The organism is Sphingosinicella microcystinivorans, assembly GCF_027941835.1.
Lineage (GTDB): Bacteria > Pseudomonadota > Alphaproteobacteria > Sphingomonadales > Sphingomonadaceae > Sphingosinicella.
On record NZ_CP116005.1, the window covers coordinates 2,932,292 to 2,955,285 of the forward strand.

Here is a 22,994-nt window from a genome sequence, read left to right on the forward strand (position 1 = left end):
ATCAAGAGAGACAGGAAATCACGCGAGGCAACAACTATGTCAGGGCGTAGTAGTGACGGCGGCAGATAAGTGCGCGTTGCGGTCGGACACTTTCATCGCCGCTCTCCGTCCGCGCTATTCTCGCGAATATAGCTGGTCGAGTCGCGCATGGCCGCCCCCGGTTGGTTCGCTACACTGTCATGCGTCGGCGGAGCCGCCGTCACGACCTGCAATATCCTCCGATATTTCGTCGAGCAGGCTCTTGCCGCTGGCGTAGCGCCGGCCGAGCGTCTCGACAAAACCCTCATAGCGCTTGCGACCCTTGACCTGGGCCGCCGCCTGATCCTCGTCGGGCAGCGGCGGCGTGACCGCCAGCCAGAAGCGGACGAACAGCGCCAGCGCCTCGGTGGTAAGGCCGGTGTTGCGTTCGAGCCGCTGGACCTGGCGCGAGAGCCGGTCGAGCCGCCGCACGAAGGCCCCCTCCATCCGGTCGGCGCCGTCCGGCGACATCCAGGAGGTCACCGCGGCTTCCACGATCGCCGAGCGCGAGATGCGGCGGCGGATCGCCAGTTCGCTGACCTGGCGGGCCAGCTCGGGCGGAAAATAGACGTTGAGACGCACGCGCATGGGAACCTCCTACATTTCGATGCCGTCGTCGGGATCGAGCGACGCCTGCCGCGCAATGCCCTGCATCCGCCGCCGTGCTGCCGCCTGGCGCGCAGCATCCTCGGGTTCGTCCTCGACGATGGAAAATTCCTGCGCGGGCGGCGGGGGCGCCGTCTCCTTCACGATGGCGACATGATCGGGAAGCTCGGGCTCGCGGCGCAGCCCGCTGTTGGCGGCATCCTCCTGGCGCCGGATGATCGCCGCGATCTCGGCGGGATCGGCCGAAGCGGCGAGCCCCGTCCAGTCGTCGGGACGGACTTCCCGAGGTGGCGATGCGGCCGGATCGGGCGGCGGCATGATCCGCGCGGCGAGACGGGGATCGGCGTAGTAGGCTGCCTTCTTCGCGCGGATCGGCTGGACACCCGACACCATGACGATTTCCTCGTCGGGCGGCAGCTGCATGACCTCGCCCTGCGTCAGCAGCTGCCGGGCGGTCTCGGAACGCGACACCATCAGATGCCCCAGCCAGGGCGCGAGGCGGTGCCCGGCGTAGTTCTTCATCGCCTTCATTTCGGTCTTGGTGCCGAGCGCCTTCGACACGCGCTCCCCCGTCTTCTCGTTATTGGTCGCGAAGCTCACCCGGACATGGCAGTTGTCGAGTATCGCATTGTCCTGCCCATAGGCTTTTTCAATCTGATTGAGGCTCTGCGCGATGAGGAAACTCTTGATCCCATAGCCGGCCATGAACGCCAGCGCGGATTCGAAGAAATCGAGCCGGCCCAGCGCCGGAAACTCGTCGAGCATCAGCAGCAGGCGATGGCGCTGGCCGGCTGGGTTCAGTTCCTCGGTCAGCCGCCGCCCGATCTGGTTGAGCATCAGGCGAATGAGCGGCTTGGTCCGGCTGATATCGCTGGGCGGGATGACGAGGTAGAGCGTCGTCGGCCCCGCGACTAGGTCCATGATACGCCAGTGGCAGGCGCGCGTAACGGCGGCCACCACCGGATCGCGGTAAAGCCCAAGGAAGGACATGGCAGTGGACAGCACGCCCGAGCGCTCGTTGTCCGACTTGTTCAACAACTCCCGCGCGGCGCTGGCGACGACCGGATGTACGCCGGCCTCTCCCAAGTGCGGCGTCGCCATCATCGCGGCCAGCGTCTGTTCGATCGTCCGCGCCGGATCGGAGAGGAACGCGGCGACCCCGGCCAGCGTCTTGTCGGATTCGGCGTAGAGGACGTGCAGGATCGCGCCGACCAGCAGCGCATGGCTGGTCTTTTCCCAATGGTTGCGCTTTTCGAGGCTGCCTTCGGGATCGACCAGCACGTCGGCCACATTCTGCACGTCGCGGACCTCCCACTGGCCGCGGCGAACCTCCAGCAGCGGGTTGTAGGCGGCCGACGCCGCGTTGGTTGGGTCGAACAGCAGGACGCGGCCATGTTGCGCGCGAAAGCCCGCGGTCAGCGTCCAGTTCTCGCCCTTGATGTCGTGGACGATTGCCGATGCCGGCCAGGTCAGGAGCGAGGGCACAACGAGACCGACACCCTTGCCGCTGCGGGTCGGCGCATAGCAGAGCACATGCTCGGGGCCGTCGTGGCGCAGATAGGCGCGACCCAGCTTGCCGAGCACCACGCCATTGTCGCCGAGCAGTCCGGCCGCGCGCACCTCGTCTCCGGTCGCCCAGCGCGCCGAGCCATATGTCTCTGCGTTTTTCGCCTCGCGCGCGCGCCAGACCGACATCGCGATGGCGACGACAATCGACACGAACCCGCCCGACACGGCGATATATGCGCCGGTCTGGAAGATATCGGGCGCATAGGCGTCGAACGAAAACCACCACCAGAAAAAGGCGTAGGGCGGATAGACCGGCCAGCCGAGCGCCGTGAACCAGGGTTCGCCAAGCTCGGGCTGATACGCCAGCGCCGATGCCGTCCATTGCGTCGCGCTCCAGATCGCGGCGAGCACGATCAGGAAAACGACGCCAATCTGGCCCCACAGGATTTTAGTCGCAGGCATGGATCAGTCTCCTTCTTCAAATGCCGAGGCCGCGCTTGCGGCCCAATGACCAGCCGATGCCGCCGCCGTCGCGGGCGATGCCCGCGATCTGCCGGCCGAGCTGGCGTTCGAGGTCGTTCGACCAGGGGACGAGCCGGAACCCGAGGCCGTCGTCGATCATGGCGAAGCGGCCCGAGGAGAGCGCGAGGCGCTGGCGGCAGGTGCCGGCGATCCTGTCGCCGGGGTTGGTGGGCCGGTAGGCAAGCCCCGTCCGGCCCGCGATGTCGGCGCCCGTCTCGTCGAGTTCGCGGCGGCGCAGGGTATCGAGGAGACCCCGCTGGAAGACGACGCGCTCGCCGTAGCGCCGCGCCAGCCCCTCGCGCACGAGATGATCGGTGCGCTCGTCCATCGCCCGCTTCACCTCTGCGCCGAAGCCTCCGTCCGCGACGCCGGTCCCGCGCTCGATCAGCCGATGGTCGAGCCAGGTGGCGCCCGGAGCCTTCACCTGTGCGGCGAGGTCGAGATCGGAGCGTGTGACGAGGAACAGGGTGGGCTTGCACTCACCCGCCCGGCCGATCGCGCGCAGCTCGACGATGCCGCCGATGTCGGGGCTGCGCTCCAGCGCCTCGATCCCCGGCAGCCGGACATGATGGGTGCGCCCGTCCGTCCCGTCGATCACCGCATAGGCCGAGCCGTGGAGTTCGTCGTGCAGCCCCTTGTCGATCAACCGGCCGACGATGGGCTTTTCGGGCAGCTCGCTCACGATCGCATAGCTGTCCAGCGGGCGGTCCTGGCCGTGATCCTTCAACGCCTGACCGATGGTGCGGATGATGTCGCCGCGCGTTCCCAGCTCACGCAGCTTCGCCTGCGTCCCCTCGGCCATCACCCACTGGCCGGGTTCGGCCTGGGCGGCGAGCCCCATCGTCTCCAGATGCTGCAACCGGCCGATCATCAGGCGGCGCACGCGCGGATCGTCCGGGCCGCGCTGCTCGGGCCGCAGGTCGATGACGCCCAACTCGTCGGCCGAGCGGCTGATCTCAGCGTCCAGCTTCGTCCAGCGTTCGGCCATCACCTCGCGATCGAGTGCGCGCTGGATTTCATGTTCGGGCTTCGGCCCAAGCTCGGCGTAAGCCAGTTCCTCGGCGCGCGAGCGCAGGCCGTGGCTGATATAATCGCGATTGATGACAAGGTCGGCGCCCTGGTCGTCAACGCCGCGCACCAGCAGATGGACATGCGGGTTGTCCGTGTTCCAGTGATCGACCGCGATCCATTCAAGGCGCGTGTCGAGATCGGCTTCCATCTGGCGGACGAGATCGCGCGTATAGTCGCGCAGGTCCGTGAGGTCCGCCGCATCCTCGGGCGAGACGATGATCCTGAAATGATGCCGGTCGTCCTTGCACAGATCGGCAAAGGCCCGGTCGTCGGCGCCATCGCCGGTCGCATCGAACATCTGCGCGGACGAACCGTCGCGGGTGACGCCATCGCGTTTGAGATAGGCCATGTGCGCGGAGAGCGGCGCCCTCGACTGCCCGCCCCGGGTGAGCCGGGTGACGGGCACCATCTTGACCAGCACGCGCCGCCCCGATCCGAACAGGCGGCTGCGCGCGAAGGATGTGCGGCCCCGGCCGAAGTTCGATTGCCCGCGCCCGCGTGATCCGCTCCAGCCGCCCGGTCGCCGCCCGCCGCCGCCGCTGCGCGCGGCAACACGCAGAACCTGGGCGACGAGTCCTTGCGCCTTGCGCCCCTGGCCGGCGCCCCTGTTCCTGACCTTGCCCGGCCGGACGCGAAAATCCTCGTCCTCGCTCACGGCCGGGCCGCTTTCCGCCGAAAATGGCCTGTGGTGCCATTGCACGCTTTGAATTTGCTTGCTTTTTTCTTCCGAGCGGCACGCTTGCCGACCGACGCACCCGCGCCAAATTGTTGAAAGACATAGGCTTTCGGCGAATTTGGGGTGCGCTTTCTATCTTGCCGTCCCTTCCTTCGGCTTTTTCCTGCCCTCCCAGGCACTTGTTTCCTGACTCCAGGCAATCTGAAAACACGGCCGGTCATGGTGCGCGCCCCTCCCGCCGACCGGAGGACGACAGCGCGACGAACAGGCTGTTCGCGGCCGGTTCTACTGCGGCGCGCATGTCGACCGCGCGCTCGCCGGGTGGCGTTTCCGATGCGGCCGGATCGTCATTCGGTCGCGCCGCGAACAATGCGGCCCGGCGCCATGCGAAGGGATCGGATGGCGGCGCGGTGGCAAGCTGGCTGTCGCCCGCGCTGCCGGTGATCGACGCCATCTTCGCCAGATAGGCGCGCGTTTCGGCAGGCAGCGGGCGGCCGCGCGACAGATACTCGTCGGTGCGGCCCGGTCCCGCATTATAGGCGGCCAGCATCGCCGCCGTGTTGCCATAGCGATCGTGCATCGCGCGCAGATAGGCCGCGCCCGCCATGATGTTGTCGCGCACGTCATAGGGATCGCTTCCCAGCCCATGACGCGCGCGCAGGCTCGCCCAGGTCGCGGGCATGATCTGCATCAGGCCCATCGCCCCGGCGGGCGACATGGCGCGCGAGTTGCCCCGGCTCTCAACGTGCATGACCGCCCATATCCAGCGTTCAGGAATGCCGAAGTGACGCGCGGCGTCGGCGACATGACCGGCATAGGGATGGCTTGTGGCCGCCTGTTCGGCCGGCGCGGCCTGCGCCAATACGCCGACCGGCGCGAACGCCATCAGGATCGCGACCATGGCGGCCAACCCGCCCCCGCTCCGCCGCCAGCCTGCCAGCGTGCTTGCTGCGGTAAAGGGTGCGCGCGATGCGCCGGCCTTCGGCCGCCCTTGACCTTCGCTGCGCGCGCCGGCCGGCCTGCGACCGAGCGGGACGGATGGGGTGAGCGGTGACGGCGGCGAAGCTGCCGGCAAAATGCTCCGGGGGAGCATTTTGAACCGCGAACGCTTTTCCGCGAACAGAGGGATGATGATCGGGACAGGCACCGATCAGTTCCGATCGTCGCGCGGCTTGGGGCGTTTCCACGTCAGGCGGAACGTCCGCCCATCGTCGTCGGCACGGAACAGCACCGGCCGGAACGGCGCCGCAAAGAGCGGGCTGTCGATCTCCAATGCGATGTAGTTGCCCGCGCGTTCGCCGACCCGTTTCCACGCCCCGCCGACCTCCGGGCCGTCCTCGTCGTCGAGATGGACGCGGTAGTCCGGCGCATTCTCGGCGTCGCCCGGATCGATCGCGACCAGCACGATCTGCTCGTCGATACCGAAATAGCGAGCGCGGCCCGCATAGCCGTTGGCGGTGGATTCAAAGATATTGGTCGGCATGGCCGATCTCCTTGGCTTCGGGGGTTGAAGAGGGTGAGGACGTCGCGCGCAGATGCAGCGGCGTTGCGCGGCCGATCACGGCGGAGGCCGGAAGCGGGCCGAAATAGCGCCCGTCCAGACTGTCGGAATGGGCGGGATTGAGTAGCAGCAGTTCGCCCGCTCGCAGCGTGCGGCAACCCTGCCAGTCCGGCAGCGGACGGCCTTGGCCGTCACGCGCGCGGGCGCTGGCGACGGGCCGCGCATCGACGCTCACCACGGCGCCGATGCGGCACACACGCTGCCCGGCCTTGGCCGCGACCTGCTTCAGCAGCGGCACACTTTCGGGCAGATAGCCGCGCCCGGCCATCCAGCGCGACCACCGCGCGGGCGGTGCAACGGCGACCAGGGCGCCGTTGGCCGGATCGCGGTCGGGATGGATGCGATAAAGCCCGATCGGCGCGCTGGCGCTGGCGTTCCAGATGACGCGCGGGAGCGGATCGACGATGGCGACGGCGACGAACGAGGTCGCGAAGGCGGACGCGGCAATCGCCGTTGCGAGGACATAACGGCGGCGCGTCATCCCTCGATCTCCCGGCGCTTGAGCCAGGCGCGATGCCGCTCCATCGTGTAGGGGCGCGGCGAGTGTCCCGCGGCGATGCGGTTGTGAACGTGACGCCAATGGTCGGCCGCCGCGTCGCAGGGATCGACGCCCGCCGCCTCCACCGCGTCGATCGCGGCGAGCACTTGCTGGACTTTGGGCCAGCTTTCGGCGTGCAGGAGGATGTCGCCGCCCGGCCGCACGAACGGCAGCGTCGTATAGGGTTCGCCCGGCGCGACCGCGCGCACGATGTCGATGCGCGATGTGATCGTGCCATAGTCGTTGGCCGCCCATCGGACGAAGGCGAAGATCGCGGCGGGCCGAAAGCCGACCACGCGCGTCTTGCGCGTGAGGATGCGGTCCTGTGCGATCCGGCCGAAACGTATCCAGTGCTCCAGCCGCTGCTCGATCCAGGTCAGTTCCACCTCGGTCAACCGGGATCGGGAGGCGACGGCGGTCGGGACAGGCGGATCACGGCGGACCGCTTCCCGTTCCGCCGCCTGGCGGCGTAGCGCGGCTTCAAACCCGCTGAAGTCGATGCGCGCCGGGCGCGCGGGGTCGTTCATCGTTCGTCTCCTGGGATGTCGATGGGGGTTCGCCCGAGCGCGAGGTCGAGCGCGGCTTCGACGCGCAGGATCGCGCGGCCGATGGCTTCGGGGATTTGCGGAAGAACGGCGTCGCCGAACGCCTCGACGATCAGGCTGGCCGCAGCCGTCCCTTTGCGAGTGCCGAGCGCAATGCGCGTGTCAGCCACCCAGGCGGATAGCCCATCATCCAGCCGTAGGTGATGGGCAAGGCCGCCGTTCCAGTCAGCCCATGGCTCCGCAGCATCGCCGCCAGCGCGCGGGCCCCCGCCCATTTGTCCGGCGCCCGGTCGGTCATCGCCCCATCCAGAACCGCGTCCATCGTCGGCGATTTCCGGCGATCGTAGGCCGGACTCCATCCGTCCATGCGGCTGTCCCGTTTGGTCGGGGTGGGGAGGATTTCCGTCGTGGTCACGCGGATCATGTGCCGCGTCGAATGCGTCCGAAGCCCCGATCCGCTCTTGTTGCTGCCGTAGTCGCACGCCACCGGGGTCGGCAGCATCGTCTCCGCGTGACGGAGCAGGTTCGGCGTGTCGATCTGCGCCTTTGCGCCGTTTGCTCGCTTGCCCGTCTCGATCTCCTGTCGGCTCAATCTGCGGCCGCCGTTCGGTTTGACCGGCGTCGGCATCATCCCGGCATGACGGCTGGCATGGCCCTGCAACTGGCTGAGAACATCGCCCCGGCCGCCGCGATCCGCGTCCGACTTGCGCGGTGTCGCGAGGATCATGCGAAGCGGATATGTCGATCCCGCCCCGCCGCCCGCGCCATCCATCATCCCGTCCGATGCCATCGGCGTCGGCAGCGGGCGATTGCGGAACAGGTTGTAGAGGCCCGATTCCTTCATCGCCCGGCGCCCCCCCGAACCACCCTCCAGACGGATGCCGCCCTGCTGGGATTGCGATACCGGCGTAGGCAAGCTGGCGGGGGTCGTAGCCGATAAGCCAGGATCGCTTGCGAACATGGTTGGCGCCGACATTGTCAGCACCCACCACGCACGGTTCGCAGGCGTAGCCGATCGCTTCCAGTTCGCCGAGCAGCCGGTCAGCGCCGCGAGTTCGGAGATTAGCGCTGTTCTCAAAAGCGAACCAGCGAGGGCGGCAATCTGCGACCAGGCGGACGGCTTCGAGGTAGAGGCCCGACCGCTCGCCTTCGATGCCCCGGCCTTTGGTGTTGGCGCTGGAGATGTCCTGGCACGGCGGCGATCCGACGATGATGTCGGGGAGCATCCCAAGGTCTGAAAGAAGTCGAGCTGCCGTGAGGTCGCGCACGTCGGCGTAGAGGCGGACATGGGGATTATTCTCCGCATAGAGGATGCGCCGCCATTCGATGATCTCGCAGGCCGCGATGGTGACGAAACCGGCACGGTGGAGGCCGAGCGACCAGCCGCCCGCCGCCGCGCTGAACAGGTCGAGCGCGCGCATCATTCGCACAGCCCATATTCGCTGTCGCAGCGCAGGCCGTGCTCGTCGGCCTCGCGCTGCTCCAGATCGAGGAACAGGTCGTAATTGTGGCCGCCCCGGCCGGTGCGCGACCATGCGATCGCGCGGTCGATGGTCGCCCGGCCGTGGTCGGCGGGATCGCCGGGGACGGTCGGCGCGGGCAGCAGCGATGCCGGGGTGCCGGTGACGGCGGTGCGTCGGGACACGAGTCCGACCAGCCGCTCCCATTCGCGGACCCGGTCCACCTCGGCGGGGAAGCGCATGGCCCAGGCGCGCAGTTCGCGCTTCCTGACCATGATGCAGGTTGAGCAGCCGACGCGGCTCATCCCCATCGTGTAGAGCGGGTTATGGCGGAGGCCGTGGCGCTCGGAGATGGCGAAGGCGTCGGCGGCCGACCAGCGGAAGATGGGGCGATAGAGCACCTCGCGCGCTCCGGTCGGATGCCGTTTCGACTGGATGGGCGGCTTTTTCGCCCGCGCCGGACTTTCGTCGGCGCGCTCGCCGATCCAGTCGATGATCGACAGCCCCGCGTCGAGCAGCGGGCGCTTGCGGTGCATCATCGGGATCAGCTTCGTCTCGTCGGTGCAGAAGCGCGTTTTGGTCCCCGGAAACCGGCCGTGGAGCATGACCATGTCGAGGAACGGGATCCCGGTAGGATGCAGCAGCCCCAGCGCCTGCTCGATCAGAGGATCGGGGACCGGGGGCGAGACCAGCACCGAGCAATTGCATCCGGCGATCCACTCGACCCTGGTGATCGTGCCTGCCTGCCAGGCCGCGCGGCGCTGGTTGCAGGCGCCCTTGTGACGGGTCCGGCGCTTTTCCTTCGACCATTCCTCCCGCAGCATCGCGCGCTTGCGGGCGAAGGCCGACGCATCGGTGAGACCAGGCACGTCGTTCGCCGAGACGATTTCGATGCGGAGGCCGATGCGGCGGCAGAGCCAGTCGTCGAGATAGGCGATGTGATCGAGCGTGATCGGGTTTTCGTGGCCGTTGTCGGCCGAGAGGAAGCGCGGCGCGCGGTTGCCGAACGCGGCCAGCCCCTTGCGCTCGATCCGCTCGACCATCTTGCAGAGGACGGCCTGGCTGTCCTTGCCGCCCGAGATGCTGCCGAAGTGCTGGACGGCGATCATGGCCGCCCGTCCACAACGCGAATCCGCGTTAGCAAGAATCCGAAGGATTCTATTCTATTAGCATAGTTAGAGGGGAGCCGATTCCGCGAGGATTTCTGCGGGTTTGCGGGCCTGTCGGGTTTTTTATAGGCCGAGTCAGCGGTTTTTAATCGGCCGAGTCCGGCGGTTTTCAATAGGCCGAGTCTCATGGCTGGTTATCCACAACCTTGAGACCGACGCGGCGCATGGCGGCATCGAGAGGATCGACGGGCATCGGCACGAAGTTCAGCCGCTCGCGACCGAAGGCGTGCTCGATCGTGAGCGTGTATCCCGGCAGCGGCTGGCGGCGGACGATACCGCGCAGCTCGAACGCGAATTGCTTGAGCGGCGACAGCACGCCGGACTTGAGATGGAGATGGGCGAAGTCGAACGACCAGCCGCCCTTCTGGCGGCCGCCATGCTTGCGCACGATCCGGTAGAGCCAGCGTTCCAGCCCCCCGGTCAAACCGAAATAGGCGCGGTCGATCGTGAGGACGAACGTGCGATCGACCACCCCCGCATAGAACCAGTCGGGCAGAATCAACTCGATCCCGAGCGGCCGTCCCGCGCCGTCGAGCCGCTCCTGCCATTCGTTGATCCACGAAAAGCGATGACGGCGGCGCTGGTGCTGCTGGCGGATCGAAGTCGCGACCGTAGTCGATTGCAGGCGGTCGAGCGCCGCTTTCAGACGATCATAATGATCCTTGCCGGTGCCGCGCCCGGTGAAGGCCAGGATTTCGTGGGGTGTCGCGGCCATCAGGCGCGAGGTCGGCAGCCCGGCATCGCGCGCGGCGACGATCTGGCTTGCCGCCCATATCAGCACGTCGGCGTCCCATATGGTCGCCATCCCATGTTCGGGGATGGCCTCGACCGAGATCCATGTCTGCCCCATGCGGAAGTCGATCGGGGTCACGCGCCTGCGCTTGGCGAGGCTGAAGAACGGCCAGGCCATGAGGTCCTGGGCATCGCGCGGCGCGATATCGCCGCCGAGCGAGGGAAACAGCGCAAGCTGGGCGCGTTCGCCGGAACGGGATGCTGCGCGCGGTTTCATCGGCGGCTATGCGCCAGCGCCGAATCCCGCCGCGGCATGAGATCGTCCTGGCCCGGATCGGACGTCGAGTATTTGGTGCCGAGATCGGCCCAGGTGCGCAGGTCGTCCACCGAATAGACTACCCGCCCGCCAATGCGCCGATAGGCCGGGCCAGTGCCGAAATAGCGGTGCTTCTCCAGCGTGCGGCCGGAAAGGCCCAGGAAGCGCGCCGCCTCCGGCGTCCGCAAAAAACGCGGCGGCAGATTGACGGGCGAATTGGACAAGGTGTGTCTCCTGCGGATCGTGGCGGCAGGAGGCGAAACTGGCGAAGTATGCGCGGCCCGGTGGAGAACGAAGATCTGCAACCGCACCGATGTGCCACCCCCTTCGGGCGGACGGCCGGGCCGTCGAAATCAGCGGATTCGCAGCAGCTTGCGATAGTCGCCGTTCATCATCGCGGTGGCATCGCGCACCAGGCGATAGACGAAGGACCGGGCGGCCGAGCTTTTCCATTCGGTCGCCGACAGACGCGCGGCCTCGTCCCTGCCGAACGCAACAGCGATCTCGCGATAGGTAGCGCCAGCGAGGCGCATGTCGAGCGCGCGCAGCATCGCATCGAGGCGCGCGCGTCGGTAGGCGGTCAGCGGCCAGCCACGCGGCAACGGTCCGGTTCGTTTGCCGAACATCAGGCGATGGAAGCGGAGCAGGCTGGCGACGCGAGTGCCGAAGTCCCTGTCGAGGGGAACGATCGCCGCGAGCGGCCGACCGGGTGTCGGATCGCGCAGCCAAAGCCGATGCTCGCCTGCCGGGTCCGCGACGACGACATGGCGACCGTCGATTCCCGTCCGGTCGGCGAGCAGCGCGCCGAGCGCCAGCGGGTCGATCGCCTTCGCGCCAGCATATCCCTCCGGCGCGGCGTCGAGGATGACGGTGACGGCGGTCAGTTCCGGCCGCCAGATCACCGGCTCCGACAGCTCATCCGGCATATAGGCGAAAAGACAACCCCCATCGGCGGGCAAGCGCCATTCGTTCGTTCGCCGCAGTGTCACGGTTCTGCCGCACCTGGTCGGCGCGATACTGTCGATTGCGTTGCAGGAACGCGGCGGCGAACTCGGGGCGGCCCGGCGTGTCCGGCGCATCACCGGCACGCTGCGGGCGCCGTCGTGACGGTGTCGGCATGTGCATCCTCCCCAGCCGCTCATTGCGGGTTCTGGACCGCCAAGGATCGGGAAACGCATTCTGTCCTGACAGCGCGAAGGCCGCGCCCGGACATGCGGACGGCGCATCGAACCGAAGGACCGGAAAAATCCATTCCGGTCCTGAAGTTAATCTATTCCGTCGCGCGCGGGCCGAGCAGCCATGCGTAGCCGATCTCGGTCATCCAGCGGGCGCGGGCGAGATGGCTTTCGTGCATTGTCCGGGCGCGCTCCGGTTCGGCGGCCGGATCGATTCCGAAGATATGCGCGGCGATCTCGGGCCAGTCGACGCCCTCGTCGTCCGCATCGAGCAGCCGAATATAGTCGGCGAGATGATCTTCGTCATAGGCGGTGAGCCGCGGCGTGTCGGGCGCGCGATCCGCAAAATGCCTGGCGGTCATAACACCCCCGTTCTTCCAGCCCCCGTTAACCTTACTAGACTGAAACGGAGACGATTATACGCGCACGGCGGGCATGGTTCCGCGCACCCTCCGCAAGGCCGGTTTCAAGGCAGGAAGCGGTTTGTCTGCGGTGCGCCCCCGCAAACAGCTCCTGAACCCATGATCGGGGAGTGGTAAACCGCGTTTAGTCGGCCCTACGACCTTTAGCACCGGAGCGCCTGGACATACGTCGCAGGCTCCCCGACCGCATGGTCAAGGATTCGCGGTGCCGTCTCGGCCGACACCAAACCGCTAAACGTGGGGCTACCAACCCCAGACCGCCGCGTAGCGACCCGCGCCCTTCTTAGGGAGCGGCGATGGTTTTGGCTACCGTCTCATCCCGCGAGCCGGGCTGCGCCCGGCGAGCGCGATTTTACGGCCGCGCGGCCCTGTGGGACGCGCGGGCGTTAACGGGCATCGGTAAGCCCGGCCGCCCTCGCGAGCCGGGCTTTGCCCCTCGACAGCTTCATTCAAGCCAGAATTGCGTAGGACTGATTGCGTAAAGACGCCTGCTATCGTCGCTCGGACGAATCCAGTATTCGTAAGTCGTCCATCCAGGCTCGATCCCATGTTGCTGCGCCCCTTCGGTCGTCTCGCCGATATATCTGGTGCGGTAGTAGGTCACCCCTTCCGGTGTCGTGATGGTCTTGGGCATACGCTCGAGGCGGAAGGTTCTGATAATATCCGTCATGATTTTGCCTCCTGCTTGCAGGGGAAAGGGGCGGCCTATGCGGCCGCCCGGTGATGCTGCTATGCGGCAAGCCGCTTGCTGGCGGTGTGATAGTGGCCGTTATCCAGTTCGATGCCGGTCCAGTCGCGCCCGAGCTGCTGGGCTGCCGCCAATGTCGAACCGCTGCCGCTGAACGGGTCCAGCACCAGGTCGCCCGGCTGCGTGAAAGCCTCGATCAACGGCGCCAGTGCCTCAACCGGCTTTTGCGTGGGGTGCAAACGGTTGCCCGAATAGGGGAAGTCCAGCACATCGGGGATAGGCCGCGCGGGACGGGCCGGATTGCCCTTTGCAAGCAAATAAGCCTGTTCGTGCTGATACTGGAGAAAGCGGGCCGACGACGCATAGCGCTTGTGGAAAACGAGATGGCCGACGACGCGGAAGCCCGCCGCTTTCCATGCGTCCATGAAAAGGTCGATCTTGTTCCAACCATAGAAGGAAACGGCAAAGCCATCATCCTTCAAGACGCGGTGCATCTCGCGGAACGCCGGACGCAGCCAGCGGCCGTTATCGTCATTCGCCACCTTGCGCCCCTGGCGGTCCCGATAGCGGGTCACATAGGGCGGGTCTGTCAGGATAAAATCCACCGTGCCGGTATCGAAAGCCTGCATCACGTCGATGCAATCCCCGTTGAAGATCACATTGCGGGGAGCCTGTGCATTGCTGGTCATGTCTTAAATCCTTTGGGTCTGAAGTTCAGCGAAGCGGAACGCCGCGCCTGAACTTCTGCCCGTCGGCGAGACTGGGGTAGCAAGGCGCCAGACAAGTCTCGGGCACCGTGGAATAAATGGAGGGGACCCGTTTACGGGGAGCGGGCCGTTTATGCCGCGAAAGGGCCGAGAGTTTTCTTGCGGCGCGCGAGGGCTGGTCCTTAGCAACGATCGGCCCGCTTGCGGGGCGGAAAGAAAGGCAGCGAGCCCGCTCGCTTCGTCGCTATCCGGGTTGCTTCAAAACGCATTTTCGATTAATTTCTAATCATTCTGATTTGAGGTGATCTTCATGGCGACTGATACGAAAGTGCTGACCGCGCATGTGCCGCTCGGCCTTGCGGAAAAGGTGGATTCGATGGCCGCACGGCTCGAACGCTCGCGTGGCTGGGTGATGAAACAGGCGCTCGCCGCCTGGGTCGATCTGGAGGAAGAGCGCCACCGGATGACGCTTGAAGCCCTGGCCGATGTGGACGCCGGGCGCGTGATCGACCATCAGGCCATCCAGGCGTGGGCCGACAGCCTTGGAACGGACAAGCCGCTCCCGCCGCCCGTCAAATGAGAATCCAGTGGACCACCAAGGCGTCCTCGGACCTTGTGCGCCTGCACGATCATCTGAGTCCCGTCGCGCCCGACGCGGCGGCGCGCGTGGTCCAGCAGCTCGCCCATGCGCCCGACCGGCTGCTCGACTATCCCCGGATCGGTGAGAAGCTGGAAGCCTATGAGCCGCGCGAGGTTCGGCGGATCATCGTGGGCGACTACGAGCTGCGTTATGAGATCGCGTCCGCGACCATCTTCATCTTGCGCCTCTGGCATTGCCGCGAAAACCGCAGATTCGATTCGGAGGATTGAGGGGCGATGGCGCAGGCGGGCATGGTCGGCAATGATAGGCTGCACGGCACCGCCGTGAGCACTTATCTCTGCTACGCCACAATACGCTATTTGCGCCTCGCGCCGCCGCGAGCCACCGTTGGCGCATGGCTCTACCTCGCAAACGTCGCCGCCGTGCGCCCCGCCGATGGTCGGAAGGTCTCGAAGATCTGCACGACTATATGCAGCCCCAGCCGCAACGGCGCGCGGCGGCCCGATCCCGGACGTCCGACGATGGCCCGATCGTCGTCACCGATGACTGGCCCGAGCAGGTTCCCATCGGCGATGCCGAGCTTCGCGTCATCGAAGGCCATTTACGCAAGGAATTGGACGCGCTGTTCGGTCCCTTGCCATGAAGTAAGGAGCAAAACGTCATGACCAGCGCCGTCCGGCAACGACAAGAGGATGCAGCGCCCGTCGTGGCGACGGCCCGCGCCGCGCTCTACCTGCGCGTTTCCACGCCGCGCCAAGCGGACCATGATCTGTCGATCCCCGATCAACGCCGCCAGCTCGAGAGCTATTGCCTCTCGAATGGCTGGGAGGTCGCGGCCGAGTTCGTCGAACCGGGCGTCTCGGGAACGGACGATCGTCGGCCCGCTTTCCAGGACATGATCGATGCCGCGATGGAGAAGCCGCCTGCTTTCGACGTGGTGGTCGTCCATAGCTTCTCGCGCTTCTTCCGTGACCAGTTCCAGTTCGAGTTCTACGTCCGCAAGCTGGCGAAGAATGGCGTGCAGCTCGTCTCCATCACGCAGGTTCTCGGCGACGATCCGGCGAGCGAGATGATGCGGAGGATCATGACGCTGTTCGACGAATATCAGTCGAAGGAAACCGCCAAGCATACGCTTCGGGCGATGAACGAGAATGCGCGCCAGGGCTTCTGGAACGGCGCCCGCCCGCCGATCGGCTATCGCGTGGTCGACGCCGAGCAGCGCGGCACGAAGGTCAAGAAGAAGCTGGAGATCGACCCGATCCATGCAGAGACGGTGCGCCGGATGTTCCGTCTGGCACTGGAGGGTGCCGGTGGTTCCGGGCCGATGGGCGTCATGGCGATCACATGCTGGCTCAACGACAATAATATCCGCACGCGCTACGGCGGGCGCTGGGGCAAGGGCACGGTGCATCAGGTGCTCACGCGGACGACCTATATCGGTCAACATCGCTTCAACACCTATGACGTGAAGAAGAAGCGCCGGAAGCCCGAGGCCGAACACGCCATCATGGACGTGCCGCCCATCGTCTCGGTGGCGGAGTTCGAGGCCGTGCAGCGATCCCTGAAAGCACGCAGCCCGAAGATGATGCCGCCGCGTGCGGTCGGCGGATCGACACTGCTGACCGGCATCTGCTTCTGCGCCTGCTGCGGCGGGGCGATGACGCTGCGCACCGGCACCAGCCGGAGCGGCCGGGAATATCGCTATTACACCTGCGCGACCAAGGCCACGAAGGGGAAAACAGGCTGTTCCGGCATCTCGCTCCCGATGGATCGGCTGAACGAGGCGGTGATCGACCATCTGGAGAAGCGGCTGCTCGATCCCGCGCGGCTGGAGGTACTGATGGACCAGCTTATCGCGCGGCGGGAGGATTGGGTGACGGAACGCCGCCAGCACGTCGCCGAAATGGAACGACGGGCGACGGAGGCGGATACCAAACTCTCCCGGCTCTATGAGGCGATCGAGAACGGACTGGTCGATATGGGCGATTCATCGCTCAAGGCACGGATCGCGGAGCTGACCGCTCTCCGCGACCAGGCCAGAGGCGATGCCGAGCGCGCGGTCGCGCATATCGAGAAGATCAGCCCGGAAATCACGGTCGAGAGCCTCCACGCCTTTGCGTTGGCCGCCCAGCGCAAGCTCCGCCAGAACGACGGCTCCTATGCGCGCAACCATATTCGGGCCGTGGCGCAGCGAGTCGAGGTGTTCAGCAAGACCGATGTGCAGATCCGCGGCACCCGCACCGAACTGCTGCGAACCCTCACCGCCGCTTCCGGCGTAGAGGCGGCGGTGCTAGGGACTCGGGGTTTTGGACCGAAATGGTGCCGGGTGTCGGACTCGAACCGACGACCTACCGCTTACAAGGCGGTTGCTCTACCAGCTGAGCTAACCCGGCATGCTGCGTCCTATTGCGGCGGGTGGCGGTGCAAATCAAGGGTTTCAGCGTTCGGGGAGGGGTTCGCCGGGGGCGGCGGCGGCGATGGCGAGCGCGTGGATGCGGTCCATGAGGTCACCGAGCGCGGCGTAGACGGCGCGTTGCCGCTGCACGCGGTTCTTGCCTGCAAACGCTTCGGAGACGATGCGGACCGTGAAGTGGCTTTCGCCCGTGCCGTCGTGCCCGGCGTGACCGCGGTGGCGGTCGCTGTCATTGCGGACTTCGAGGTGGACGGGCTGAAGTGCCGCGAGGCGGCGTTCGATTTCGGCGCTGACGGTGGACATGCGGCCTCTATACAGCAAAGCGCCCGCGTGTCAGCGGCGTTTCGGGGGCCTTTTCAGGCGACTTCGGCGCGGCGTTTCCAGAACCAGACCGCGAAGATCAGGATCGCGAGGGGGACCGTGATGCCGAACTCCTCGATCACGTAAGGCGTCACCTCGCCGCGCGGTCCGGTGAGTGGGGTGAACACGCGCTGGATGAAGAGGTTGTGGCTGGCGTGCAGGATCGCGGCCGGCCACAGGCTGCCCGACTTCAGCCGCAGCCATGCCGCGATCAACGAGACGCCGAGCACGAGCACCATGAAGCAGGGGATGGCGACCCACCATTCGGTCTCGGCGTTGTAGCTGCCGAGCAGGATGAGCGGCATGTGCCATGCGCCCCAGATGAGGCCCACGATGAACACGCTCGGCATGAACCCGGCGAGCTGCGCCATCCGGGGCGCGAGGAAGCCGCGCCAGCCGATCTCCTCGCCGAGCGCGGTGGCGAGCGAGATCGCCATGCCCGCGGTCGCCATCAGGAGGGCGTAGCCGACGACGACGAGCGCCGGGCTCGCGTCCGTCCAGCCGAGGAACGTGCGCAGCCTGGCGACGTTCTCCGCGTCCGCGAAACCGCCGAGGCCGAAGAGCCACACCGCGAGATAGGCGAGCCCCGCGTAGCCGAGCGGCACGAGATAGGCGGTGAGGTTCCAGCGGTGTCCGCCCCAGCCCCAGCCGAGCGAGGCGAGATCGAGCCGCCGGATTCGCACGGTCAGGAGCGCGGCGATCGCGGGCGCCCACATCAGTCCGGTCACATAGGGCATGAACGCAGGGGAAGGCTTCAGTGTCACCAGTGGCACGTAGAAGATACAGCTGAGACCCAGTGTCAGCGCCAGGAACAGCGCGACGTCGCCGAAAAGCCTTCGTTTGTCCATTGGCTGCTCCCCAAGCCGATGTTCAAGCTTATGACGATCAAGTATTTTCTCAAGAGAAAATTTTCTCTGATTCAACACGTGCGTTCGGGGACTGCCAATACCGCCGCGCATTCTTATATAGGCGCAAAACCCATGTTCAGGACCGTTCCGATCACGACTGCCCGTAACCCCCGCGAACGCTTCCACGGCCGCGTTGCCGCGTCGGAGCCGCGCCTGTGCGCGGAGCCCGGTTGCGACCAGCCGGGAGAGTTCCGCGCGCCCGTTTCCAACCGCGCGAGGGCGGGTTGGAAGTACCTGTGCCTCGATCACGTGCGCGCGTTCAACGCCGCCTATTCCTATGAGGACGATGGCGTGCAGAATGCCGCGCCGGGCTGGGAGCGGCGCACGCAGGCCTTCGCCTCCAATGCCTATGCCGACGGCTTCGACGACCCGATCGGTGTGATGAAGGCGCGCATGGGTGGTTTCGCGCCGCCGAAGGTGCGCGACGGGCGCGTGCTGGACAAGGCCGACGTCGCGGCGCTCCGCACACTCGGCCTTGACGAAAAGGCGAGCTTCACGGACATCCGCGCCCGCTACAAGGAGAAGGTGCGGATGCTGCACCCGGACGCGAACGGCGGGGACCGTACCCATGAAGCCGAGTTGCGCCGCGTGATTGATGCCTATACGCACCTCAAGGCAAGCCCGGCCTTCGGGGCCGAACGGAAAAGCAGGAAGAGTTAAGTGGCGACGCAGCTGAAGGACAACGAGCACCACGGCACGCTGATGGACGCGCCCGATCTGGAGGTCGACGCGCGGCAGGTGTTCGGCATCGACGTGGACATGAAAATCCCGGCCTTTTCAAAGGCCGACGAGCGCGTGCCCGATCTCGACCCCGACTATGTGTTCGATCCGGACACCACGCTCGCGATCCTCGCGGGCTTCGCCTTCAACCGCCGCGTGATGATCCAGGGCTATCACGGCACCGGCAAGTCGACGCACATCGAGCAGGTGGCGGCGCGGCTCAACTGGCCGTGCATCCGCATCAACCTCGATTCGCACATCAGCCGCATCGACCTCATCGGCAAGGACGCCATCGTGCTGCGCGACGGCAAGCAGGTGACGGAGTTCCGCGAAGGCCTGCTGCCGTGGGCGCTGCAGACGCCGACCGCGCTCGTCTTCGACGAGTATGACGCGGGCCGCCCGGACGTGATGTTCGTGATCCAGCGCGTACTGGAGGTGGAGGGCAAGCTGACGCTGCTCGACCAGAACCGCGTGATCCGCCCGAACAAGTATTTCCGCCTGTTCGCCACCGCGAACACCGTGGGCCTCGGCGACACGACCGGTCTCTATCACGGCACGCAGCAGATCAATCAGGGCCAGATGGACCGCTGGAGCATCGTCACGACGCTCAACTACCTGCCGCCGGAGACGGAAAGCGCCATCGTCGCCGCGAAGGTGAAGGGCTTCGACCAGAAGACCATCGCCAACATGGTGAAGGTGGCCGACATGACCCGGCAGGGCTTCATCGGCGGCGATATCTCCACCGTGATGAGCCCGCGCACGGTGCTCACATGGGCGCAGAACGCGCAGATCTTCAACAACATCGGCTTCGGCTTCCGGGTGAGCTTCCTCAACAAGTGCGACGAGGCCGAGCGCGGCATCGTCGCCGAATACTACCAGCGCGTCTTCGGCGAGGAGCTGCCGGAGAGCATCGCGAAGAAGGCGTGAGCAAGCCCGAGAACAGGATCGAGGATTTCCGGCACGCGCTGGCGGCGACGCTGCGCGCGATGGCGCACACGCCGGAGTTCGACCTCACCTACACGGCGGACCGGCCGGGCGCCTCGGGCAATCAGGCGCGCGTGCCGCAGCCGGCGCGCGGACTTCCGGCCGACCAGGTCGCCGAGTGCCGCGGCTGGGCGGACAGCTTCGCGCTGCGCCGCCGTCACCACGATGCGAAACGCCACGCGGCGCTCCAGCCGCCGGCGGGCCTGCCGCGCGATGTGTTCAACGCCGTCGAGCAGGCGCGCGTCGAGGCGATCGGGGGACGCGACATGGCGGGCGTCGCGGTCAATCTTTCGCAGATGAACCTCGCCCGCGTGAAGGCGGACCCGCTGATCCGCGCGCGCAATCCGGATGAGGTGCCGCTGGCGAGCGCCGTCGGCATGATCGCGCGCGAACGGCTGACGGGCGAGCCGTCGCCCGCCATCGCGGATGCGGGCCTGTCGCATGTGCGCGACTGGATCGAGGAAAAGGCGGGGCGCCACCTCGACGACCTTGCCGCCAATCTCGACGACCAGAACGCCTTCGCGGCGCTCACGCGCCGGATTCTCGCTGATCTCGGCCTCGGCGATGACAAGGGCGACGAGCCCGAGCAGGACGATCAGGAAAGCGGCGAGGACGAGCAGCAGAACGAGGGCGACAGCGACGAGGGCGATGATGAAGGCGCCGCCGGGCAGGATTCGAGCATGGACACCCGTGCCGAGGAAAGCGAGAGCGGCGATCAGGAGACGAGCCAGACGGCGGAGATGGACAGCGATGCCATGTCCGACGCCGACATGGCGGAGGACGGCGACGAAGGCGTCGTGCCGTGGCGTCCCAACACGCCGACGACGGACCTGACGCCCGATTTCGACTATCACGCCTACACCGCGAAGTTCGACGAGGTGCTGACCGCCGAGGAGCTTTGCGACGCCGAGGAACTGACGCGGCTGCGTGGCTATCTCGACCAGCAGCTCGTGCACCTGCAAGGCGCGGTGACGAAACTCGCCAATCGCCTCCAGCGCCGCCTGATGGCGCAGCAGAACCGTGCGTGGGACTTCGATCAGGACGAAGGCCTGCTCGACCCGGCGCGGCTCACCCGCGTCGTCGTGAACCCCGAGCACGCGCTCAGCTACAAGGTGGAGCGCGACACCGATTTCCGCGACACGGTGGTGACGCTGCTCATCGACAATTCCGGCTCGATGCGTGGCCGCCCCATCTCGATCGCGGCGATTTGCGCGGACATCCTCGCGCGCACGCTCGAACGCTGTGCGGTAAAGGTCGAGATTCTCGGCTTCACGACGCGCGCGTGGAAGGGCGGGCAGAGCCGCGAGCAATGGCTCGCCGACGGGCGCCCGCCGAAGCCCGGCCGCCTCAACGACCTGCGCCACATCATCTACAAGACCGCCGATGCGCCGTGGCGCCGCGCGCGGAGGAACCTCGGCCTGATGATGCGCGAGGGGCTCCTCAAGGAGAACATCGACGGCGAAGCGCTGCTCTGGGCGCACAACCGCCTGATCGGGCGTCCCGAGGAGCGGCGCATCCTGATGATGATCTCGGACGGCGCGCCGGTGGACGATTCCACCCTGTCAGTGAATAGCGGCAACTATCTCGAGCGCCACCTGCGGCAGGTCATCAAGTGGATCGAGGCGCGCTCGCCCGTGGAGCTGATCGCCATCGGCATCGGCCACGACGTCACGCGCTACTACAACCGCGCCGTCACCATCCTGGACGCCGAGCAGCTCGGCGGCACGATCATCGAGCAGCTCGCGCAGCTTTTCGAGGAGGAAGGCGCAGGGAAGGGGCGGGGGCGCCGGGCGGCATAGCCCCACCGTCGAAATCAATCCCGTGCCTGTCGCCGGGCAACCCGTGTGAGTTCGGCGGCGAGGAAATCCATCACCACGCGCACGCGCGGCACGTGCCGGAGCCGTTCGTGCGTGACGAGCCACACGCCGCGCTCCACGTTGGGCGGCACCGGCATACAGCGCACGAGTTCAGGGTCGGCGTCCGCCACGAAGCAGGGCAGCACGGCGATGCCCGCGCCCGAACGGACCGCCGCGAAAACGCCCGTGAGCGAACCGTGCTGGATCATCACCGATGATTCCAGTCCGTGCTGGGCCAGCCAGTTCCTGTAGATGCGCCAGATGCCTTCGCCGCCGCCGCCGATCAGCGTATGCCGGCGGAACGCCTCCACGTTTTCCGGGATACCGTTCGCCGCCGCATAGCTTCGGCTGCAATAGGCGGTCCACGGCTCGTCGGCGACGCGGCGGCAGACGAGACCGCCGCCCGACGGCCTGCGGACCGAACGGAGCGCGATGTCCGCTTCGCCCGCGGCGAGGTCGCGCATCGCTTCCGATGTGTCGAGTTCGATGCGGATGGCCGGATGCGCCTGATGCAGATCGCGCAGGATCGGGGCAAGCACGGTGATCGCGTGGATCTCCTGCGCGGAAAGCCGAACCGTACCGCTCGCTTCCCGGTCCTGCTTCGCGGCCGCGTCGGCAAAGCCGCTCGCAGCGGCCTCGACCGCTTCCGCGTGCGCGCGCAAGGCCTCGCCGGCTGGTGTCAGCGCATAGCCGCTCTGCCGCCGCTCGAAGAGCGCGACGCCGAGCGCCTGTTCCAGCGCCGCGATGCGTCGCGCCGCCGTCGTCTGGCTGACCCGCAGCGCGTGTCCCGCTGCGAGCGTGCTGCCGGTGCGCGCGACAGCGAGGAAATGCCGGAGGTCGTTCCAGTCGAACATGGCGTATTCTGCACATTTGCAGAACGGGCTGGCAATATCGTTGTTCGGCGAGGGCGCCGAAAAGGCGTATTCAAGGGCCTGCGGCGCCGTGACCCCTCCCACACCGCATGGAGCTGAAACGATGAAAACCCTGCTTGCGCTCTCCGCGCTTGCCGGCGGCCTGTGGGCGCTGCCCGCAACCGCCGAGCCCGTCTCTCCCGAAGCAACGCGCGTCGTGTCCTACGGCGATCTCGACCTCGCCACCGCGGACGGGCGGCGCGCGCTCGACAGCCGCATCCGCATTGCCGTCCGCAGCGCGTGCGGCACGGCATCGGCCGCGGACCTCGTCGGCAAGCGCGAGGTGCGCCGCTGTCGGGAAACGGCGCGGGCCGACATCGCGCCGGTCAGCGAACGCATCCTGACCGCTGCCCTCGAAGGTGGCCCGACGCGTCCTCCCACGCGCTGAGCCGCTGCGGCCCGCCGCGGCATCACCTGCGGCGGGCCGTTCGTCGCACCTGTCCGAACCCTGACAGGAACATTCAGAAGCCGTTCAAGGGCCGAGTCGCAGTCTCTCCCACGTGGTCATCGGCGGCTTTCGTTCCCC

Annotated in this window: 27 protein-coding genes, 1 tRNA gene and 2 pseudogenes; 7 read left to right on the forward strand and 23 right to left on the reverse strand. The window is 66.8% G+C overall.

Annotation, left to right across the window (positions count from 1 at the left end):
• Nucleotides 1-177: 177 nt before the first annotated feature.
• The 18 genes and pseudogenes from PE061_RS14010 to PE061_RS14095 form a co-directional block, all read right to left on the reverse strand.
• Complete coding sequence (locus PE061_RS14010; RefSeq protein WP_271255873.1) at nucleotides 178-606, reverse strand: CopG family transcriptional regulator; 429 nt, start codon at nucleotides 604-606, stop codon at nucleotides 178-180.
• A gap of 9 nt (nucleotides 607-615) precedes the next feature.
• Nucleotides 616-2,595, reverse strand: coding sequence for a conjugal transfer protein TraG (locus tag PE061_RS14015; RefSeq protein WP_271255874.1), 1,980 nt, complete (start codon nucleotides 2,593-2,595; stop codon nucleotides 616-618).
• A gap of 16 nt (nucleotides 2,596-2,611) precedes the next feature.
• Nucleotides 2,612-4,381, reverse strand: a complete 1,770-nt coding sequence (locus PE061_RS14020; protein WP_271255875.1) for a relaxase/mobilization nuclease domain-containing protein — start codon at nucleotides 4,379-4,381, stop codon at nucleotides 2,612-2,614.
• Between the two features lie 238 nt (nucleotides 4,382-4,619).
• A complete protein-coding gene (locus tag PE061_RS14025) occupies nucleotides 4,620-5,303 on the reverse strand; it encodes a lytic transglycosylase domain-containing protein (RefSeq protein WP_271259206.1) in 684 nt (227 codons plus the stop codon).
• 249 nt (nucleotides 5,304-5,552) lie between these two features.
• Entirely contained in the window at nucleotides 5,553-5,885 is a 333-nt protein-coding gene (locus PE061_RS14030) for a DUF736 domain-containing protein (protein WP_271255876.1), read from the reverse strand.
• Entirely contained in the window at nucleotides 5,866-6,444 is a 579-nt protein-coding gene (locus PE061_RS14035; RefSeq protein WP_271255877.1) for a S26 family signal peptidase, read from the reverse strand. The genes PE061_RS14030 and PE061_RS14035 overlap by 20 nt, the downstream gene beginning before the upstream one ends.
• Nucleotides 6,441-7,028: a DUF2840 domain-containing protein gene (locus tag PE061_RS14040; RefSeq protein WP_271255878.1), complete on the reverse strand. Its 588-nt coding sequence runs from the start codon at nucleotides 7,026-7,028 to the stop codon at nucleotides 6,441-6,443. Before PE061_RS14040 ends, PE061_RS14035 begins: the two co-directional genes overlap by 4 nt.
• Entirely contained in the window at nucleotides 7,025-7,216 is a 192-nt protein-coding gene (locus tag PE061_RS14045) for a hypothetical protein (RefSeq protein WP_271255879.1), read from the reverse strand. Before PE061_RS14045 ends, PE061_RS14040 begins: the two co-directional genes overlap by 4 nt.
• Nucleotides 7,159-7,890, reverse strand: coding sequence for a hypothetical protein (locus tag PE061_RS14050; RefSeq protein WP_271255880.1), 732 nt, complete (start codon nucleotides 7,888-7,890; stop codon nucleotides 7,159-7,161). Before PE061_RS14050 ends, PE061_RS14045 begins: the two co-directional genes overlap by 58 nt.
• Nucleotides 7,891-8,029: 139 nt before the next feature.
• A pseudogene (locus PE061_RS21780) lies at nucleotides 8,030-8,581 on the reverse strand (DNA cytosine methyltransferase); the annotation flags it as partial.
• Nucleotides 8,467-9,615, reverse strand: a complete 1,149-nt coding sequence (locus PE061_RS14060) for a phosphoadenosine phosphosulfate reductase family protein (protein WP_271255882.1) — start codon at nucleotides 9,613-9,615, stop codon at nucleotides 8,467-8,469. The gene PE061_RS14060 and the pseudogene PE061_RS21780, both read right to left, overlap by 115 nt.
• Nucleotides 9,616-9,799: 184 nt before the next feature.
• Nucleotides 9,800-10,684, reverse strand: coding sequence for a replication initiator protein A (locus PE061_RS14065; protein WP_271255883.1), 885 nt, complete (start codon nucleotides 10,682-10,684; stop codon nucleotides 9,800-9,802).
• Entirely contained in the window at nucleotides 10,681-10,947 is a 267-nt protein-coding gene (locus tag PE061_RS14070) for a helix-turn-helix transcriptional regulator (RefSeq protein ID WP_271255884.1), read from the reverse strand. The genes PE061_RS14065 and PE061_RS14070 overlap by 4 nt, the downstream gene beginning before the upstream one ends.
• A 129-nt stretch (nucleotides 10,948-11,076) precedes the next feature.
• Entirely contained in the window at nucleotides 11,077-11,712 is a 636-nt protein-coding gene (locus tag PE061_RS14075; RefSeq protein ID WP_271255885.1) for a DUF2285 domain-containing protein, read from the reverse strand.
• Nucleotides 11,639-11,848 carry a transcriptional regulator domain-containing protein gene (locus PE061_RS14080; RefSeq protein WP_336296997.1) on the reverse strand — a complete coding sequence of 70 codons (210 nt, stop codon included), beginning with the start codon at nucleotides 11,846-11,848 and terminating at the stop codon, nucleotides 11,639-11,641. The genes PE061_RS14075 and PE061_RS14080 overlap by 74 nt, the downstream gene beginning before the upstream one ends.
• 145 nt (nucleotides 11,849-11,993) lie before the next feature.
• On the reverse strand, nucleotides 11,994-12,260 hold the full coding sequence (locus tag PE061_RS14085) for a DNA -binding domain-containing protein (protein WP_271255887.1): 267 nt from the start codon (nucleotides 12,258-12,260) through the stop codon (nucleotides 11,994-11,996).
• A 505-nt stretch (nucleotides 12,261-12,765) separates the two neighbouring features.
• Nucleotides 12,766-12,990, reverse strand: coding sequence for a hypothetical protein (locus tag PE061_RS14090; RefSeq protein ID WP_271255888.1), 225 nt, complete (start codon nucleotides 12,988-12,990; stop codon nucleotides 12,766-12,768).
• A 59-nt stretch (nucleotides 12,991-13,049) separates the two neighbouring features.
• Nucleotides 13,050-13,697 (reverse strand): DNA methyltransferase, encoded by a 648-nt coding sequence (locus PE061_RS14095; RefSeq protein WP_271255889.1) that lies wholly within the window; start codon nucleotides 13,695-13,697, stop codon nucleotides 13,050-13,052.
• A 328-nt stretch (nucleotides 13,698-14,025) separates the two neighbouring features.
• Here PE061_RS14095 and PE061_RS14100 point away from each other — a divergent pair, with 328 nt between their 5' ends.
• Together PE061_RS14100 and PE061_RS14105 are read left to right on the forward strand one after the other, a co-directional pair.
• Entirely contained in the window at nucleotides 14,026-14,295 is a 270-nt protein-coding gene (locus PE061_RS14100) for a CopG family ribbon-helix-helix protein (protein ID WP_271255890.1), read from the forward strand.
• The gene (locus PE061_RS14105) at nucleotides 14,292-14,585 is read left to right on the forward strand and encodes a type II toxin-antitoxin system RelE/ParE family toxin (protein WP_271255891.1); all 294 of its coding nucleotides are present in this window, start codon (nucleotides 14,292-14,294) and stop codon (nucleotides 14,583-14,585) included. The genes PE061_RS14100 and PE061_RS14105 overlap by 4 nt, the downstream gene beginning before the upstream one ends.
• 131 nt (nucleotides 14,586-14,716) lie before the next feature.
• On the opposite strand, the gene PE061_RS14110 is transcribed toward PE061_RS14105, so the two are convergent.
• Nucleotides 14,717-14,917, reverse strand: a complete 201-nt coding sequence (locus tag PE061_RS14110; RefSeq protein ID WP_271255892.1) for a hypothetical protein — start codon at nucleotides 14,915-14,917, stop codon at nucleotides 14,717-14,719.
• A 60-nt stretch (nucleotides 14,918-14,977) separates the two neighbouring features.
• On the opposite strand from PE061_RS14110, the pseudogene PE061_RS21785 reads away from it, so the two are divergent.
• Nucleotides 14,978-16,057 (forward strand): annotated as a pseudogene (locus PE061_RS21785) (recombinase family protein); the annotation flags it as partial.
• A gap of 576 nt (nucleotides 16,058-16,633) precedes the next feature.
• Here the strand turns inward: PE061_RS21785 and PE061_RS14125 are convergent.
• The 3 genes from PE061_RS14125 to PE061_RS14135 form a co-directional block, all read right to left on the reverse strand.
• A tRNA-Thr gene (locus PE061_RS14125) sits at nucleotides 16,634-16,709 on the reverse strand.
• 44 nt (nucleotides 16,710-16,753) lie between these two features.
• Nucleotides 16,754-17,032: a BolA family protein gene (locus PE061_RS14130; protein ID WP_271255895.1), complete on the reverse strand. Its 279-nt coding sequence runs from the start codon at nucleotides 17,030-17,032 to the stop codon at nucleotides 16,754-16,756.
• Nucleotides 17,033-17,085: 53 nt separating this feature from the next.
• Nucleotides 17,086-17,937 (reverse strand): CPBP family intramembrane glutamic endopeptidase, encoded by an 852-nt coding sequence (locus tag PE061_RS14135; RefSeq protein ID WP_271255896.1) that lies wholly within the window; start codon nucleotides 17,935-17,937, stop codon nucleotides 17,086-17,088.
• Between the two features lie 132 nt (nucleotides 17,938-18,069).
• On the opposite strand from PE061_RS14135, the gene PE061_RS14140 reads away from it, so the two are divergent.
• The 3 genes from PE061_RS14140 to cobT are packed head-to-tail and all read left to right on the forward strand — an operon-like array spanning nucleotide 18,070 to nucleotide 21,500.
• Nucleotides 18,070-18,657, forward strand: a complete 588-nt coding sequence (locus PE061_RS14140) for a J domain-containing protein (protein WP_271255897.1) — start codon at nucleotides 18,070-18,072, stop codon at nucleotides 18,655-18,657.
• A gap of 42 nt (nucleotides 18,658-18,699) precedes the next feature.
• Nucleotides 18,700-19,644, forward strand: a complete 945-nt coding sequence (gene cobS / locus PE061_RS14145) for a cobaltochelatase subunit CobS (RefSeq protein WP_271259207.1) — start codon at nucleotides 18,700-18,702, stop codon at nucleotides 19,642-19,644.
• Nucleotides 19,641-21,500 (forward strand): cobaltochelatase subunit CobT, encoded by a 1,860-nt coding sequence (gene cobT, locus PE061_RS14150; RefSeq protein WP_271255898.1) that lies wholly within the window; start codon nucleotides 19,641-19,643, stop codon nucleotides 21,498-21,500. The genes cobS and cobT overlap by 4 nt, the downstream gene beginning before the upstream one ends.
• 14 nt (nucleotides 21,501-21,514) lie before the next feature.
• On the opposite strand, the gene PE061_RS14155 is transcribed toward cobT, so the two are convergent.
• A complete protein-coding gene (locus PE061_RS14155; protein ID WP_271255899.1) occupies nucleotides 21,515-22,411 on the reverse strand; it encodes a LysR family transcriptional regulator in 897 nt (298 codons plus the stop codon).
• Between the two features lie 121 nt (nucleotides 22,412-22,532).
• Here PE061_RS14155 and PE061_RS14160 point away from each other — a divergent pair, with 121 nt between their 5' ends.
• Nucleotides 22,533-22,856, forward strand: a complete 324-nt coding sequence (locus PE061_RS14160; protein ID WP_271255900.1) for a UrcA family protein — start codon at nucleotides 22,533-22,535, stop codon at nucleotides 22,854-22,856.
• Nucleotides 22,857-22,994: the final 138 nt, after the last annotated feature.

Coding starts and splice junctions, on each gene's coding strand:
- PE061_RS14040 (WP_271255878.1), bottom strand. CDS start 7,028: ATGAACGACCCCGCGCGCCCGGCGCGCATCGACTTCAGCGGGTTTGAA.
- PE061_RS14090 (WP_271255888.1), bottom strand. CDS start 12,990: ATGACGGATATTATCAGAACCTTCCGCCTCGAGCGTATGCCCAAGACC.
- PE061_RS14140 (WP_271255897.1), top strand. CDS start 18,070: ATGTTCAGGACCGTTCCGATCACGACTGCCCGTAACCCCCGCGAACGC.
- PE061_RS14085 (WP_271255887.1), bottom strand. CDS start 12,260: ATGACCGCCAGGCATTTTGCGGATCGCGCGCCCGACACGCCGCGGCTC.
- PE061_RS14030 (WP_271255876.1), bottom strand. CDS start 5,885: ATGCCGACCAATATCTTTGAATCCACCGCCAACGGCTATGCGGGCCGC.
- PE061_RS14095 (WP_271255889.1), bottom strand. CDS start 13,697: ATGACCAGCAATGCACAGGCTCCCCGCAATGTGATCTTCAACGGGGAT.
- PE061_RS14105 (WP_271255891.1), top strand. CDS start 14,292: ATGAGAATCCAGTGGACCACCAAGGCGTCCTCGGACCTTGTGCGCCTG.
- PE061_RS14035 (WP_271255877.1), bottom strand. CDS start 6,444: ATGACGCGCCGCCGTTATGTCCTCGCAACGGCGATTGCCGCGTCCGCC.
- PE061_RS14130 (WP_271255895.1), bottom strand. CDS start 17,032: ATGTCCACCGTCAGCGCCGAAATCGAACGCCGCCTCGCGGCACTTCAG.
- cobS (WP_271259207.1), top strand. CDS start 18,700: ATGGACGCGCCCGATCTGGAGGTCGACGCGCGGCAGGTGTTCGGCATC.
- PE061_RS14060 (WP_271255882.1), bottom strand. CDS start 9,615: ATGATCGCCGTCCAGCACTTCGGCAGCATCTCGGGCGGCAAGGACAGC.
- PE061_RS14050 (WP_271255880.1), bottom strand. CDS start 7,890: ATGAAGGAATCGGGCCTCTACAACCTGTTCCGCAATCGCCCGCTGCCG.
- PE061_RS14025 (WP_271259206.1), bottom strand. CDS start 5,303: ATGGTCGCGATCCTGATGGCGTTCGCGCCGGTCGGCGTATTGGCGCAG.
- PE061_RS14100 (WP_271255890.1), top strand. CDS start 14,026: ATGGCGACTGATACGAAAGTGCTGACCGCGCATGTGCCGCTCGGCCTT.
- PE061_RS14160 (WP_271255900.1), top strand. CDS start 22,533: ATGAAAACCCTGCTTGCGCTCTCCGCGCTTGCCGGCGGCCTGTGGGCG.
- PE061_RS14015 (WP_271255874.1), bottom strand. CDS start 2,595: ATGCCTGCGACTAAAATCCTGTGGGGCCAGATTGGCGTCGTTTTCCTG.
- PE061_RS14155 (WP_271255899.1), bottom strand. CDS start 22,411: ATGTTCGACTGGAACGACCTCCGGCATTTCCTCGCTGTCGCGCGCACC.
- PE061_RS14110 (WP_271255892.1), bottom strand. CDS start 14,917: ATGGCCTTCGATGACGCGAAGCTCGGCATCGCCGATGGGAACCTGCTC.
- PE061_RS14010 (WP_271255873.1), bottom strand. CDS start 606: ATGCGCGTGCGTCTCAACGTCTATTTTCCGCCCGAGCTGGCCCGCCAG.
- PE061_RS14065 (WP_271255883.1), bottom strand. CDS start 10,684: ATGAAACCGCGCGCAGCATCCCGTTCCGGCGAACGCGCCCAGCTTGCG.
- PE061_RS14135 (WP_271255896.1), bottom strand. CDS start 17,937: ATGGACAAACGAAGGCTTTTCGGCGACGTCGCGCTGTTCCTGGCGCTG.
- PE061_RS14080 (WP_336296997.1), bottom strand. CDS start 11,848: ATGCACATGCCGACACCGTCACGACGGCGCCCGCAGCGTGCCGGTGAT.